A 15,228-nucleotide genomic window follows, 5' to 3' on the forward strand; every position below is an offset into this window, starting at 1 on the left:
GGACGAGGAGCAGGAGTTGGGGGATCGCTGGGTTCCCTCTATCGTTCACCGGAACGATTACAGGAGGGGCCACCCCGAATGCAGCCCATCGTCCCCGAACCCCGGAACGCCCGCGGCCCGAGCCGTCGAGCGCTCCTCACCGGCGCCGCCGGCCTCGCCGGCCTCGGCCTGCTCACCCTGACGGGGTGCAGCTCCGGCGCGAACGCCGGCACGCCCACCATCCCCGAAGCGGCGGCCACCGGCGTCGCCCGACGCGGCGGTCGCCTGCGCATCGCGCGCCCGGCCGCCTCGGCCGCCGAGACCCTCGACTCCGCCAGCTCCCTGTCGGCGTACGAGTACCTCGGCGCGCTCTACAACCGGCTCGTCAAGCTCGACGAGCAGGGCACCACCGTGCCCGACCTCGCCGAGGAGTGGTCCGCGAACGCCGACGGCACCGAGTGGACGTTCTCGCTCCGCCGTGGCGTCACCTTCCACGACGGCAGCCGCTTCACCGCGGACGACGCCATCGCGAGCATCCGGCACATCCTCGACGAGAAGACCGGCAGCCCGCAGGCCGGGGTCCTCGGCGAGGTGATGGACGCCGACTCCATGCGTGCGACCGACCCGTACACGCTGCGGTTCTCGCTGACCAAGCCGAACGCCGAGTTCCCGTCGCTGCTCACCGCGTACCAGTGCTACATCGTGCCGGCGGCCGCGATCGCCGACATCGGCCGCACCGGGATCGGGACGGGTCCGTTCCGGCTCTCCGCGTTCACCCCCGCCGGTGCCGGCAGTGTCGAGGCGTTCGACGACCACTTCGCCGGGCGTCCCGCGCTGGACGGCATCGACTTCTACTCGATCCAGGACACCACCGCCCGGGTGAACGCGCTCCTCGCCGGCCAGATCGACCTGATCTCGCAGACGAACCTGGACTTCGCGACCGCTCGGGTGGTGTCCGCGTCCGACCGCGCCACCGTCGCCCGGTCCAAGAACGCCCAGTGGTACACGATCCCGATGCTCGCCACGAGCGACGAGTTCAGCGACCCGCGGGTCCGCCAGGCGATGAAGCTCGCCTACGACCCGCAGCAGATCGTCGACACCGCCCTGCAGGGCACCGGCTCGCCCGGGTGGGACAACCCCGTCCCGCCACAGCTCGCCGCGTTCGTCGACGACCACCGCGAGTACGACCCGGACAAGGCGAAGGCACTGCTCAAGCAGGCCGGTCACGAGGGGTTCCGGACCTCGATCTACACGTCGAGCTACGAGTCGGTCTTCACGCCGATGGCGGTCGCCTACCGCGACGCCGTCGCCGACGCGGGCATCCGCCTGACGGTCCGCAACGCGAGCGCGGACTCGTACTACACGCAGATCTGGATGCAGAAGCCGCTCATGGTGAGCTACTGGTTCACCGGCCGGCCGATCGACCAGCTCCTCAACCAGATCTTCCGCACGGGCTCGTCCTACAACGAGAGCGCGTGGTCGAACGAGACCTTCGACGGGCTGCTCGACGATGCCCGCGCCGAGATGGACGACGCCAAGCGGCTGACGCTCTACCAGGACGCCCAGCGGCTCGTGGTCGAGGACGGGGCCGACATGACCCCGATGTTCGGCGACCGGCTCGTGGGGCTGTCCCGCGACGTCGTGAACTACTCGGAGTACGGCTTCGAGTTCGACTACCTCCGGATCGGACTGCGCCGATGACGACCAAGAACACCCCGTCGGACGTCCTCGTCCCCGTCCTCCGCCGGGTCGGCATCGCCGTGCTCACGGTCGTGCTCGCCTCGCTCTTCGTGTTCCTCGCGGTGCAGGCGCTCCCCGGCGACGTCGCCCAGCAGCTGCTCGGGCAGAACGCCACCCCCGATGCCGTCAAGCAGCTGCGCGAGACGCTCGGTCTCGACCAGAACGTCTGGCTCCGCTACCTGCAGTGGCTCGGCGGTGCGGTGCACGGCGACTTCGGCACCTCGCTCGTCAGCGGTGAACCCGTCGCCCCGACACTGTTCACGGCCTTCCGCAACAGCATGCTCATCGCCGTCCCCGCGATGCTCGTCGGCGTCACGGTCTCCCTGACGCTCGGCGTCCTCGCCGGGGTCCGTCGGGGTCGCCCGTCCGACAAGGTGATCTCGATCGTCAGCCTCGTCGTCATGAGCGTGCCCGAGTTCATGGTCGCGACCGTGCTCGTGCTGCTCTTCGCGATCGGCCTGCCGGTCTTCCCCGCCGTCGTGCTGCGGGGGAGCGACGCCACGGTCGGAGAACTCCTGCCGACGATCTGGCTGCCGATCATCGTGCTCACCCTGGCGATGGCCGCCTACATCGTGCGCACCGCCCGCTCCTCGACCATCGACGTGATGGCGTCCGAGTTCGTCACCACGGCGGAGCTCAAGGGCCTGACGATGCGTCGCGTGGTCTGGAAGCACGCGGTGCCGAGCGCGCTGCTGCCGACGCTGAACGTCGTCGCGCTCAACGTCGCCTGGCTGCTCGGCGGGGTCGTCGTCGTCGAGAACGTCTTCAACTACCCGGGCATGGGCAAGCTCATGCTCGAGTCGGTCTTCAACCGCGACCTGCCGACGATCGAGGCGATCGCGCTCCTGAGCGCCGTCATCTACGTCGTCTGCAACCTCGCCGCCGACCTCGTGGCGCTCGCCCTCGACCCGAAGCTGCGGACCCGCCAGCGGCGACCGCGCACGCGCACGCGCACGACGCGCAGCACCAGGAAGGCCGCCGCATGACCGCCACCGCCACCCGCCGCCCCGGACGCGTCGTCCTCGCCGGGGCCCTCGCGCCCCTGCGCGGCTCGACGGCGCTGAGCATCGGCCTCGGCCTCATCGCCCTGCACGTCGTGCTCGCCCTGCTCGCACCGGTCATCGCCGGGTACGACCCGGTGGCCACGAACGCCGGCGACGTCCTCGCCGGCCCGACCTGGACGCACTGGCTCGGCACCGACCAGTACGGCCGTGACGTGCTGTCGCGGACGCTCAACGGCGGCCGGTACGCCCTGCTCGTGACCTTCCTGGCCACGACGATCGCCGTCGCGGTCGGCACGGTGCTCGGTTGCATCACGGCGTACGCGGACAACTGGTTCGACGAGGCCGTCATGCGCGTCGTCGACGCCCTGCTCAGCGTGCCGTCGATCCTCGCCCTGCTGGTCGTCGTCACCGTCTTCGACGCCGGGCTCTGGGTGATCGTCCTCGCCGTCACCGTCGTCTACGCGCCCGCCGTGACCCGCGTCGTCCGCGGTGCCGCCCGCACCGTCATCACGCAGGACTACGTGACGGCCGCCCGGGCCCGGGGTGAACGCGCGCTGTCGATCGTGTTCCGCGAGATCCTGCCGAACGTCCTCGACGTGGTGCTCGTCGAGTACGCCATGCGGGCCTCGTGGATCGTGCTGCTCGTCGCGTCGCTGTCCTTCCTCGGCTTCGGCGCCAACCCACCGACGCCCGACTGGGGGCTGATGGTGCAGGAGAACCGCACCGCGCTGACCGTGGTGCCGCTCGGCACGCTCGCACCGATCGTCGCCCTGGCGACCCTGGTGATCGGGCTCAACCTCGCCGCCGACGGCCTGAGCAAGTCGCTCGGCGTCGACCGCGCCACGAAGGGAGTGAGCGCATGACGCACACCGACACCGCACCGGCCGCACCGGCGACCGCCACGGACCCCATCGTCCGCGTCGACGACCTCGCGATCTCCTACGCGGCCGGCAAGCGCCTGGTCCCCGTGGTGCGCGGCGTCTCCTTCGCGATCCCCGCCGGGCGCACCCTCGGCCTCGTCGGGGAGTCCGGCAGCGGCAAGTCCACCGTCGCCCGGACCCTGCTCGCGCACCTCCGGGCGGGCTCGACGATCGTCGGCGGCTCGGTCCGCGTCGGCGGCGACGATGTCTTCGCGCTGTCACCGTCCGGCCGCCGCGAGCTCCGCGGCGGCGTCGCCTCCGTCGTCGCGCAGAACGCCGGCCAGGCGCTCACCCCGTCGATGCGCGTCGGCGAGCAGATCCGCGAGGCCCTGCGCGCCCACCGCGAACCCGACGGCCCCGAGCGCGTCGCCGAGCTGGTCCGGTTGGTCCGGCTGCCAGACCCCGACGCGATCGTCCGCCGCTACCCGCACCAGCTCTCCGGCGGGCAGCAGCAGCGCATCGCGATCGCGATGGCCGTCGCCGCACGCCCGCGGGTGCTCGTGCTCGACGAGCCCACGACGGCGCTCGACGTCGTCACCCAGGCCGCCGTCCTCGACCTGATCGCTGACCTCGGCCGCCAGCTCGGCATGGCCGTCCTGCTCGTCAGCCACGACCTCGGGGTCGTGTCGGCGATGGCGGACGAGATCGCCGTCATGCGCGATGGCGAGATCGTCGAGCACGCCGCCACGGCGGCGCTCTTCGCCGCCCCGCAGCACGAGTACACGCGTGCCCTGCTGGCCGCGGTGCCGGACGGGCGACGGCCGGGAGGATCGGGGCACGTGCCCGAGACGGCGACCGTCTCGTCGACGGTCGCCTCCACGGCCGGCCGAACCGTTCCTCCCGAACCGCTCGTCCGTCCCGTGGTGACCGCCGAGGACCTGGTGATCCGCTACGGACGCGGCCTGCCGGCCGCCGTCGACGGCGTCTCCTTCACGATCGCACCGCGTGAGACGCTCGCGGTCGTGGGGGAGTCCGGAAGTGGCAAGTCGACGCTCGCGACCGCCCTCGCCGGCCTGGTTCCAGCCGAGTCGGGCACGTTCTCGTTCGACGACGGGACGGTGAGCGGCGACCTGCGCGAGCCGATCGCCGGACGGTCCCCGGACCTTCGTCGTGCGGTGCAGCTCGTGTTCCAGAACGCCGACACGTCGCTCAACCCGCGGCGCACCGTGGGCGCGGCGATCGGGCGACCGCTCAAGCTGTTCACGGGCACGTCCTCGCGGCAGCGCGTCGGCGAGCTGCTCACCCAGGTCGGCCTCGGCCCGGAGTTCGCCGAGCGGCTGCCGGCGCAGCTCTCCGGTGGGCAGCGGCAGCGCGTCGGCATCGCCCGGGCCCTCGCCGCCGAGCCGCGCCTGGTCGTCGCCGACGAGATCACCACCGCGCTCGACGTGCAGGTGCAGGCCGGGATCCTCGCGCTCCTCGCCGACCTGCAGCGCTCGCGCGGGCTCAGTTGCCTGTTCATCAGCCACGACCTGGCCGTCGTCCGGGGTGTGGCCGACCGGGTCGCCGTGATGACTGGCGGCCGGATCGTCGAGATCGGACCGACCGAGCGGGTCTTCACCGGCCCGAACCACCCGTACACGTCGACGCTGCTGGCCGCGACGCTCGAGCCGGGCAGCACCGAGCTGCCCGACGTCGGCGACGGGGTGCCGCGCTGGCGGCACACCGAGGGCTGGACCGACCACGGCGACGGACACCTGACCCGGAACTGGGAGGACGCATGAGCCGCGATCGCTCGGAGTACGCCGACGCTTCGGCCCTCACCGCCATCGGCGCGCCGGACTCGCTGCCGGACGGCGTGACCGTGCGCGACGAGTGGATCCCGATGCCCGACGGCCTCCGGCTGCACACCCGGATCTGGTCGCCGGCGTCGCCCGACGGTCCGGTGCCGGTGCTGCTCGAGTACCTGCCGTACCGGCTCGACGACTGGACCGCGCCCCGCGACTCGGAACGGCACCCCTGGTACGCCCAGCACGGGTACGCCTCGGTCCGGGTCGACATCCGGGGCAGCGGCTCGTCGGACGGGTTCTTCGACGACGAGTACAGCGAGCAGGAGCTCCGCGACGGTGAGGCCGTGATCGCCTGGCTCGCCGAGCAGGAGTGGTCGACGGGTGCCGTCGGCATGTTCGGCATCTCGTGGGGCGGGTTCAACGCCCTGCAGCTGGCGGCGCGTGCGCCCGCTGCCCTCAAGGCCATCGTCACGGTGTGTTCGACCGACGACCGGTACGACAACGACGTGCACTACGTCGGCGGAGCGGTGCTCGGCATCGACATGGCGGCGTGGGGCGCGACGATGTTCGCGTTCAACTCGCGGCCGCCCCGGCCCGAGGTCGTCGGCACGGACTGGGTCGACCGGTGGCGCGAGCGGCTGGAGTCGAACCGCCCGATGACGCCGGTGTGGCTCGCGCACCAGGAACGCGACGACTACTGGCGGCACGGCAGCGCCGCCGAGGACTACGGCAACATCGGTGCAGCGGTCCTCGCCGTCGGTGGCTGGGCGGACCCGTACCGCGACGCCGTGCTCCGACTGGTGTCGAACGTGCAGTCCCCGGTCAAGGGCATCGTCGGACCGTGGTCGCACCAGTACCCGGACCGCGGTCTCGCACCCGGACCGTCGATCGGGTTCCTGCAGGAGACGCTGCGCTGGTGGGACCGCTGGCTCCGCGGGATCGACACCGGCGTCGAGGCGGACCCCGCGCTCCGCGCCTGGATCAACGAGGGCGAAGCCCCGGCGACCTACTACGCGTCGCGACGGGGCCGGTGGGTCGGCGCCGAGGCGTGGCCCTCGGCGGCGACGCACCGGCGTGCGCTGCCGCTCGCGACGCTCCGCGGCGGCGAGGACGGGCCGGTCGTCGTCCGGTCGCCGCAGCACACCGGCGCCGACGCCGGACGGTTCTTCCCGTTCGGCAACGCGACCGACCTGCCACCCGACCAGCGTGCCGAGGACGGCCGCTCCGTCTGCTTCGACCTGCCCGTCGGCCGGGCGTTCGACCTGCTCGGCAACGCGCACGTCACCCTGTCGGTCACGAGCGACCAGCCCCGCGCCACCCTGACGGTGCGGTTGTGCGACGTCGCGCCGGACGGCTCGTCGACCCTCGTGACGCGCGGGGTGCTCAACGCGGCGAAGCGGGACGGCATGGACCGGAACGACCCGCTGGTCCCCGGTGAGCCGGCGTCGCTGCCGGTGCAGCTCGTCGCGACCGGTCACCGGTTCGCCGCCGGGCACCGCCTGCGGATCGCGGTGTCGTCGTCCTACTGGCCCTGGGTCTGGCCGCACGGCACCGAGGCCACCGTCACGATCGACCCGACGGCGTCCGAGGTGTGCCTGCCCGTCTGGACGCGCGACACCGACGACGACGTGCGCTTCGACGAGCCCGAGCGGTCGACGCCGCTCGCGATCGAGCTCGTTGCACCGACCGAGCAGCTGCCCCAGCGCACCGTCACGCACGACGTCGAGACGGGGGAGTGGACCCTCGACGTCGACCCCGGGTACGGCGGTGGACGGGTCTACCCCGACGGGCTCGTCTTCAGCGAGGACGCCCGCGAGACGTACCGCATCCGGTCGGACGACCCGAACTCGGCCGTGGCATCGTCGCGCTGGGCGATCGGCCTGGAGAAGCCGGACTGGTCGGCACGGCTCGAGACGTCCTCCGAGGTCACCGCCGACGCCGAGGCCTTCCACGTCGTGAACACCGTGCGGGCCTGGGCCCGTGACGGCGGCCCCGACGCCCCCGAGGTGCTGGTCACCGAGCAGACCTTCGCCGACGACGTCCCGAGGACCTCGGCGTGACCGGGGCAGCGGGGGCTGCACCGGACGCCGCAGCGGGTGCGGCGCCGCGCGTCCGGCAGCGTCCCGCGGTCCGGCGCGCGATGATCGTCGCGGCCGCCCGTGCCGTGATCGTCCGGAACGGTGTCGGCGCAACGGGGCTGCGCGACATCGCCGCCGAGGCCGGAGTGTCCGTCGGCACCGTGACGTACCACTTCGGCAGCGTGGCGGAGATCCTCAACGAGGTCGTCGTGCTCGAGACGGAGCGCTTCTACGGGGCGATCGTCATCGCCGTCGACGCCGAGTCCGACCCCGTCGAGGCGCTGCGGATGCTCGTCGCGCCCCTGTTCGACGACACCGAACAGGTCCGGCAGCACTGGCGGATCTGGTCCGACTACTGGACCGCGGTCGCCCGCCGGCCCGAGGTGGCCGCCGAGTACGCCGAGCGGATCCGCGTCTGGGAGGCCTGTCTGGTCCGGGTGATCCGCCGCGGTGCCGACGCCGGCACGTTCCCGGGCGGCGCCGGACCGATCGAGCCGGACACCGTGGCGCTGAAGCTCGCGGCCTACAGCGACGGTGTCGCGACGCAGATCGCGCAGGGCGTCCCGGGGCTCACGAACACCGTCGCGCTGTCGTGGATGTGGACCTTCCTGGCGCACGAACTCGGTGTGCCGGCTGTGGAGATCGCCGGAACCGGCCAGCAGCCCTTGTGATGAGGTAAGGCTTGCCTTACCGTTGCAGCATGGCACGGACCCGGCGACAGCCCAGCGAACGCATCCTCATCGCCGGCGGCGTCGAGGACCTGCCGGAGATCCGCCGTCAGCTCGAAGACCTGCCGGAGAACGCGTACGGACAGGTCTTCGTCGAGGTCGCCCTCGACGAGCAGATCCGCATCCTGCCCGCGCCGCCCCGCGTGACCGTGACGTGGCTGGTCCGCAGCGCCCGCACCTCGGCGGTGTCGCCGCTCGTCTTCGCCGACCACGGCGAGGCCCTCGCGCACGCCCTGACCGGCTGGGCGGCCGAGTGGTGCGTCGCCGACTGCGAGCCGCGCACGAGCGTCTGGATCGGGTGCACCGACAGCCCCTGGGTCGAGCGGGCGCGTTCCGCCGTCCAGATCGAGCTGAGCGACGCCGGCTTCGACACGCTCGTCGGCTGACCGCTGCCGGCTGGCGGCTGCTCGCCGCCGGTAAGGGCAGCCTCCGCTTCCTTGCGGCATACAAGAGAAGCGGGCATGGTTGTGTCCATCGGCAGCACCGAACTGGTCAGGACAGGCCCAGCGATCCGGTGTAACCACGACGCAGGAGGTTCAGACATGACCACGACCACCACCAGCACCACGACCACCACGTCCCCGTTCTCGACGACGCCGGAGCTCGCCGCCGGAGTGGCACAGTTCCTCGCCCCCGTCGTGATCGACCTCGAGGCACTCGTCGTCAACGGCAAGCAGGCGCACTGGCACGTCCGCGGCCGCAACTTCGTCGGTGTGCACGAGCTCCTCGACGACATCGTCGAGCACGCCCAGGCCTACGCCGACACCGCCGCGGAGCGCATCGTCGCCCTCGGCCTGCCGGTCGACTCGCGCATCGCGACCGTCGCCGCCAACACGACGCTGCCGCCGCTGTCGCAGGGCTTCCAGAACTCCGACGTCACCATCACCGAGGTCATCGCCCAGATCGACGCGGCCCTGCTGCAGGTCCGTCGCGCCGTCGAGGGTCTCGACGAGGTCGACCTCAACAGCCAGGACGTCGTCATCGAGATCGAGCGCGGTCTGACGAAGGACCGCTGGTTCCTGCAGGCGCACCTCGCCGCCTGAGTCGCGACCAACCCCTGACGGGAGGCCCGATGCCAGCTGGCACCGGGCCTCCCGTCTGTCTGTCGTCGCGTCTGCCCACCGCGACCCGCGTCGACCCCGTGCGCGGCTGGGCGACACGCCGCTGACGCGACGCCGAGATTCCACGGACCGACGTTTCGGCGCGCGAGATGTGCAGATTTCGGAACCTCGGGGGACGTGAGCGGCGCGGCGGACGGGGGCCCGGCGGACGGCGGCGGCGCGTCAGGCGGACGGGCGGACCAGACCGGCCTCGTACGCCAGCACCACGGCGTGCACCCGGTCGCGCAACTGCAACTTCGCCAGCACCCGCCCCACGTGGGTCTTGACGGTCTGCTCCGCGATGAACAGGTCGCCCGCGATCTCGCCGTTCGACCGCCCGCGCGCCATGAGCAGGAACACGTCGCGCTCCCGGTCGGTCAGGACGTCGAGCACCTCGGTGCGCGGAGCGGCGGTGACCGGTCCGGCGACGAACGCCTCGACCAGGTGCCGGGTCACGCGCGGCGCGAGCAGCGCCTCGCCCGCGGCCACCGTGCGCACCGCCGCGACGAGCTCGTCGGCGCTCGCGTCCTTGAGCAGGAAGCCGCTGGCCCCGGCCCGCAGGGCGTCGAACACGTAGTCGTCGATGTCGAACGTCGTCAGCATGACCACGCGGACGGGTCGGTCCGTCGGCGCCGCCGTGATCCGTCGGGTCGCCTCGATCCCGTCGAGTTCCGGCATCCGGACGTCCATCAGGATCACGTCCGGCTGCAGCCGGATCGCCGCGACCACCGCCTCGGCACCGTTCGCGGCCTCGCCGACGACCTCGACGTCGTCCTGGGCCTGGAGGATCGCCCGCAGTCCCATGCGGAACATCTGCTGGTCGTCCACCACCATCACCCGCGTCATCGGCTTCCCCCGTCGCCCGCCGGTACGCGGACGGGCAGGGTCACCACGACCGTGAAGCCGCCGTCCGCCACGGGGCCGTGGTCGATCGTGCCGTCGAGCGCCGTCACCCGCTCGCGCATCCCGGCCAGGCCGAAGCCACCGTCGTCGGGCGGTGCGGCCGGCACGGTGCCAGCGGGTGGAGCGGTGTTGGCGACGTCCACCCGGAGACGCGAGCCGTGCCTCCTGACCGTCACGACGGTGGACGCGCCGGGCGCGTGCCGGGCGACGTTGCCGAGCGCCTCCTGCACGACCCGGTAGACGGTGAGCTGTGCGAGCCGGTCGACGTCGTCGGCGACGTCGACGTCGAGCTCCACCGGGATGCCGGCGGCGCGCGTGGCCTGCACGAGCGCGGGCAGGTCGGCGAGGTCCGGCTGCGGTGCGCGCTCGGCGGCGGTGTCCCCGCGCAGGGTGCCGAGCAGCTGGCGCATCTCGCGCAGCGCGGTACGCGAGGTCTCGGCGATCGCGGCGAACTCGGCGCGGGCCTCCTGCGGCAGGTCGGCCACACGGTACGGGGCCGACTCCGCCTGCATGTGCACGACGGACATGCTGTGCGCGACGACGTCGTGCAGCTCGCGGGCGATGCGGGAGCGTTCCTCGACCGTTCGGCGCCGGGCCTGCTCGAGCTCGGCGTCGCGGCGGGCGGCGACGAGCTCCTGGCGGATGCTGCGGCGCTGCCCGATGACGACGGCGGCCGCGGCGACCAGGAGCGTGTCGCCGGCGGACACGACGAAGCTCGTCGCCCACACGGCGGGCTGGTCCCAGCGGCCCGGCGTCACGGCGACGAGCAGCAGGGGGAGCACGGCGGCGACGGCCCACACGATCGCGGTCAGCCGCCAGGTCGAGCGGACCCCGAGCACGACGAGCAGGACGCTCAGGCCGATGATGCCGGTGACCGGGATCGGCCACGGGCTCGTCTCGACCGGGGCGGTGAGCAGGCCGAGCACGACGAGTCCGACGAGGTGGGCGGCGGCGGCGGTGCGGGGGACGAACGGGGCGATGCCGATGCTGACCGCGAGCACCGCCGACACGAGCAGGGAGAGCGGGACCGCGACGGCGTAGTAGACCGAGGTCACCGGGGCGGCGACGCTGAACAGGGACACCACGGCGACCACGAGAGCGATCCGGGTCGCCAGCGGCAGCCAGGTCGGTCGCGGGCGGAGCAGGGCGGTGGTCACGGTCGGACGATCTCTCCGGTGGGGACGATTCGGGGTGTGGCGGACGGGGCGTGCGTGACGGGTGCTGTGCTCGCGGTGGGCACGTCGGTCGCGGGCACGTCGGTCGTGGGGACGTCGGTCGTGGGGACGCCGGTCGTGGGGACGATCGCGGCGGCCGCTCGGGCGGCACGGGTGTCGCGCCTGCGGCTGATGCTACCGATCACCCGGTCGACCGCGATGCCGAGGCCGCCCGCGACCACCATCGACACCAGGGCGGCGACGAGCGGCTCGTGCAGCACCTGCGACGCGGCCAGGGCGATCCCGACCGAGGTCGCGGACCACGCCGTCCCGGCGATCGCGCTGATGGCGAGGAAGCGACGGTAGGGCAGCCGGATCGCGCCGGCGGTCATGTTCACCGCGACCCGGCCGACGGGGATGTACCGGCCGACCAGGATCAGGCTCGCGGACCGGCGCTGCATCTGCCGTTCGGCGAACGCGAACGCCGCGGCGATCCGCGGCCGTCGGGACTGCGCCAGGCGGGCGAGTCCGATCCGACGGCCGATCCAGTACGCCACCGAGTCACCCGCGATCGCACCCACCGCGGCGGCCACCAGGACCCCGGCCAGGACGGGCTGGCCGGACGTCGCGGCGATGGCGGCGACGGCTACGAGCGCGGACTCGCTCGGGACCGGCGGGAAGAAGCCGTCGACGAAGCACAGGGCGACGAGCACGACGTAGACGAGCGGACTCGCGGCCAACTCGACGACGAACGGGGTGATCTGGTCGAACACGGCGACGCTCCCTCCGCCGACGGACCTCGTCGACGGGTTCGACGCTACGGAGCGCCGGGAGCGCTGCCATCCCGCCGGGGTCTCGACGACCCCCTACTGCGGTATGACCTTTCCGTGCGTGGTCCCCTCGGGGTCGGTCGCGGCTGCGGTCGCGGTGGTCGCGGCGGCTGGCACCGCGGACCCGGCCGACGCCGCGGGTGGCTTCGCCGACCCGGCCGATGCGGCCGCGGCTTCGCGGATGCGCCGGACAACGGCCGTCGTGGAGTGCTCGGGGACGTAGTCGACCATGACCACCTCACCGCCGTACCCGCGCACGACCGCCGTCTCGCGGAGCATCTCGGGTGAGTAGTCACCGCCCTTGACGTAGACCTCGGGGCGCAGCCGTTCGATGAGCGGGATCGGGGTGTCGGTCGCGAACACCGTCACCAGGTCGACGCAGGCCAGGGCGGCGATCACCCCGGCGCGGTCCTCGGCAGGGTTGATCGGGCGTTCCGGGCCCTTCAGCCGTCGCACCGAGTCGTCGTCGTTCAGCGCCACGACGAGCAGGTCACCGAGGTCCCGGGCCTGGCGCAGGTACGTCGTGTGCCCACGGTGCACGACGTCGAAGCAGCCGTTCGTGAACACCACGCGCCGACCGGCCTGACGGGCCTGTTCGACGGCGGCCGCGAGTTCGTCGTGGTCGACGACGGTGGCTGCCGGTGCCGACACCGAGTCGAGCAGGGCGGCGGCGCTGCACACCGACGTACCGGCCTCGCGGACGACGACGTCGGCGGCGGCCTGCGCAACGGACACGGCGTCGCGGACGGACGCGTCGACCGCGAGCGCCACCGTCGCGGCGGCGCAGAACGTGTCCCCGGCTCCGGACGCCTGCTGCTCCGAGGCCGGCACCGCACGGGTGCGGAAACCCTCGTCCGTGCTGCGCTCGAGCAGCACGGTGCCGTCGCGGTCGAGCGTGACGACGGCCGCGCGGGCACCGGTCCGGGCGAGGACGTCGGCGCGTGCGCCCAGGACGGCGGCCACCCGGTCGGCGCCGGTCCCGAGGTCGCGTCCGAGCAGTGCTGCGGCCTCGCCGGCGTTCGGCGTGACGAGGTCGGGTCGCAACGACGCCCAGCGGGGCAGGTCGTGCGCGTCGACGACGATCGACCCAGGGCGGTCGCGGTCGAGCACCGGGACGACGTCCTCGGCACGGACGCCGAGTCCGTAGTCGCAGACGACCGCGGCGTCGGCGCAGCGGACGGCTCGGGCGACGGCACGTGCCAGCCGTTCGTTGTGGTCGGCGGTCGGTGTGCCGGCCAGGTCGTCGACCCGCACCACGACCCGGTCGCCACCGACCACGCGGGACTTCGTGGTGGTGCGCGCACCGGCGATCTCGACCAGGAACGCGGTGTCGACGCCCGCGGTCTCGAGCCGTTCGCGCAGGACGTCACCGGCCTCGTCGTCGCCGATGAGTCCGACGATCCGGACGCGGGCGCCGAGCGCGCGGGCGTTCACCGCGGTGTTCGCCGCCCCGCCGGGCACCGCGATGGTCCCGGTGACCCGGACGACCGGTGCCGGTGCCTCGCGTGAGACCCGCTCGGCCTCGCCCACGGTCCACCGGTCGAGGATGCAGTCGCCGATCACGACGACGAGCGGTTCGCGGTCGTCGATCGTGGCGACCAGGTCGCGGACGAGCCGGACGTCGACGCTCATCGTGTGCCGCCGACGGTGCGTGCGGGGGCAGGCTCGAGGTGCACGACCGTGGTGGTGGTCATCTCGTCGAGCAGGTGCGGGCCGTACCCGAAACCCGCTCCCGAGGCTCCTCGTGGCTGGGCACTGCCGCCCGGCGCACCACCGAACACCGCGTTGACCTTGACGGTGCCGACCGGCAGCTCCGCGGCGGCGCGCAGGGCGTGGCCGGTGTCGTTCGTCAGGACGGTGGCGGCCAGGCCGTAGCGGTCGGCGGCGGCGAGCCGGAGCCCCTCGTCGAAGTCGGCCACGACGCGGACCGGCGCGATCGGCCCGAACGTCTCCTCGGTCATCACGAGCATGTCGTCGGTGCACCCGGTGAGCACGGTCGCCGGGTAGAAGGATCCGACGCCGTCCGGGGTGACCCCACCGGTCCGCGCCGAGGCACCGCGCTGCAGGGCGTCGTCGACGTGCGCCTGCACGGTGCTGCGCAGCCGGTCGTCGACCAGCGGACCGTAGGTCGTCGCGGGTGCGGCGGTGCGCCGCTCCGCCTCGGCCACGAGGGCGGCGACGAAGGGCTCGGCGACGTCACGGTGCACGTAGACGCGCTCGACGCTGGTGCAGATCTGCCCGGTGTTGGCGAACGCGCCGAGCGCCACCTGGGCGGCCGCCCACGCCGGGTCGACGTCGGCATCGACGACGACCGCGTCGTTCCCGCCGTTCTCACGGACCACGTGGGCTCGGGTCGCGACGGCGACCTCGGACAGCCGGTCACCGGTCGCGGTGGACCCGACGTGCGCGTACGCGTCGATGCCCTCCTGGGCGAGCAACAGCTCGCCGGTGGACCCGTCCCCGTCCACGCCGACGAGCACGCCGTCGGGCAGGACCTCGGCGAGCAGTGCGTTCAGGCGTGCGATGGTGGCGGGGGACCGCTCGCTGCCCTTGTGCACCACGGTGTTGCCGGTGACGATCGCGGCACCGAGGATCCCGCAGGCCACGGCGACCGGGTCGTTCCACGGCGTCAGCGCGAGGACGACCCCGCGGGAGTGTGGGACGGCCCAATCGGCGGCCCCGAACTGCCCGCGCAGCGCCTCGCCGCGGTGCACCGGTCCGAGCTCGGCGTACTGCACGAGCGTTCCGACGCCGGCCTCGACCCCACCGAGTGCGTCACCCGGCACCTTGCCGGTCTCGCGGGTGTTCAGGTCGGCGAGCTCCTGGGCGTGCGCGCGCACGTGCTCGGCCGCCGCGTGGAGAAGCGCCCCGCGCTCGGCCGGGGCGGTGCGCGCCCAGGCGCCGGTAGAGGCCCGGGCGCGGGCGACCGCATCGCGGACCTCGGCTTCGGAGGCACGGGGCACGGTCGACGCGACCGTCCCGTCGACGGGGTCGGTCACCACCAGGTCCGTGGCGGCGTCGGCAGCAGCGGGTGCGATCGTCATGGTGTCCTTCCGGAGGGCGGG

Annotated in this window: 13 protein-coding genes; 8 read left to right on the forward strand and 5 right to left on the reverse strand. The window is 73.1% G+C overall.

All coding sequences use genetic code 11. The features are described from left to right. Positions 1–78 precede the first annotated feature (78 nt). The 8 genes from EDF47_RS01910 to EDF47_RS01945 all read left to right on the forward strand — a co-directional run bounded on the left by EDF47_RS01910 (position 79) and on the right by EDF47_RS01945 (position 9,219). Positions 79–1,680: an ABC transporter substrate-binding protein gene (locus EDF47_RS01910; protein ID WP_131880039.1), complete on the forward strand. Its 1,602-nt coding sequence runs from the start codon at positions 79–81 to the stop codon at positions 1,678–1,680. Next, on the forward strand, positions 1,677–2,705 hold the full coding sequence (locus EDF47_RS01915) for an ABC transporter permease (RefSeq protein ID WP_131846836.1): 1,029 nt from the start codon (positions 1,677–1,679) through the stop codon (positions 2,703–2,705). Before EDF47_RS01910 ends, EDF47_RS01915 begins: the two co-directional genes overlap by 4 nt. Beyond that, a complete protein-coding gene (locus EDF47_RS01920; RefSeq protein ID WP_111084076.1) occupies positions 2,702–3,586 on the forward strand; it encodes an ABC transporter permease in 885 nt (294 codons plus the stop codon). Before EDF47_RS01915 ends, EDF47_RS01920 begins: the two co-directional genes overlap by 4 nt. Further along, positions 3,583–5,364 (forward strand): ABC transporter ATP-binding protein, encoded by a 1,782-nt coding sequence (locus EDF47_RS01925; protein ID WP_133936628.1) that lies wholly within the window; start codon positions 3,583–3,585, stop codon positions 5,362–5,364. The genes EDF47_RS01920 and EDF47_RS01925 overlap by 4 nt, the downstream gene beginning before the upstream one ends. Next, a complete protein-coding gene (locus EDF47_RS01930; protein ID WP_133936627.1) occupies positions 5,361–7,430 on the forward strand; it encodes a CocE/NonD family hydrolase in 2,070 nt (689 codons plus the stop codon). The genes EDF47_RS01925 and EDF47_RS01930 overlap by 4 nt, the downstream gene beginning before the upstream one ends. Next, a complete protein-coding gene (locus tag EDF47_RS01935) occupies positions 7,427–8,119 on the forward strand; it encodes a TetR family transcriptional regulator C-terminal domain-containing protein (RefSeq protein WP_243833986.1) in 693 nt (230 codons plus the stop codon). Before EDF47_RS01930 ends, EDF47_RS01935 begins: the two co-directional genes overlap by 4 nt. 29 nt (positions 8,120–8,148) lie before the next feature. Further along, positions 8,149–8,562, forward strand: a complete 414-nt coding sequence (locus EDF47_RS01940; protein ID WP_123292793.1) for an SIP domain-containing protein — start codon at positions 8,149–8,151, stop codon at positions 8,560–8,562. A gap of 156 nt (positions 8,563–8,718) precedes the next feature. Continuing rightward, the gene (locus tag EDF47_RS01945) at positions 8,719–9,219 is read left to right on the forward strand and encodes a DNA starvation/stationary phase protection protein (RefSeq protein WP_111084072.1); all 501 of its coding nucleotides are present in this window, start codon (positions 8,719–8,721) and stop codon (positions 9,217–9,219) included. 240 nt (positions 9,220–9,459) lie between these two features. Here the strand turns inward: EDF47_RS01945 and EDF47_RS01950 are convergent, their stop codons facing one another. The 5 genes from EDF47_RS01950 to EDF47_RS01970 all read right to left on the reverse strand — a co-directional run bounded on the left by EDF47_RS01950 (position 9,460) and on the right by EDF47_RS01970 (position 15,207). Beyond that, the gene (locus EDF47_RS01950; RefSeq protein WP_123292794.1) at positions 9,460–10,122 is read right to left on the reverse strand and encodes a response regulator transcription factor; all 663 of its coding nucleotides are present in this window, start codon (positions 10,120–10,122) and stop codon (positions 9,460–9,462) included. Next, positions 10,119–11,336 (reverse strand): histidine kinase, encoded by a 1,218-nt coding sequence (locus EDF47_RS01955; RefSeq protein WP_131880047.1) that lies wholly within the window; start codon positions 11,334–11,336, stop codon positions 10,119–10,121. Before EDF47_RS01955 ends, EDF47_RS01950 begins: the two co-directional genes overlap by 4 nt. Next, positions 11,333–12,106: a VTT domain-containing protein gene (locus EDF47_RS01960; protein ID WP_131880049.1), complete on the reverse strand. Its 774-nt coding sequence runs from the start codon at positions 12,104–12,106 to the stop codon at positions 11,333–11,335. Before EDF47_RS01960 ends, EDF47_RS01955 begins: the two co-directional genes overlap by 4 nt. A gap of 93 nt (positions 12,107–12,199) precedes the next feature. Beyond that, positions 12,200–13,795 carry a D-glycero-beta-D-manno-heptose 1-phosphate adenylyltransferase gene (gene rfaE2 / locus EDF47_RS01965; RefSeq protein ID WP_131880051.1) on the reverse strand — a complete coding sequence of 532 codons (1,596 nt, stop codon included), beginning with the start codon at positions 13,793–13,795 and terminating at the stop codon, positions 12,200–12,202. Beyond that, entirely contained in the window at positions 13,792–15,207 is a 1,416-nt protein-coding gene (locus EDF47_RS01970) for an aldehyde dehydrogenase family protein (protein ID WP_131880053.1), read from the reverse strand. Before EDF47_RS01970 ends, rfaE2 begins: the two co-directional genes overlap by 4 nt. Positions 15,208–15,228: the final 21 nt, after the last annotated feature.

Origin of the sequence: Curtobacterium sp. PhB190 (genome assembly GCF_004365385.1) — a bacterium.
Classification (GTDB): Bacteria; Actinomycetota; Actinomycetes; order Actinomycetales; family Microbacteriaceae; genus Curtobacterium.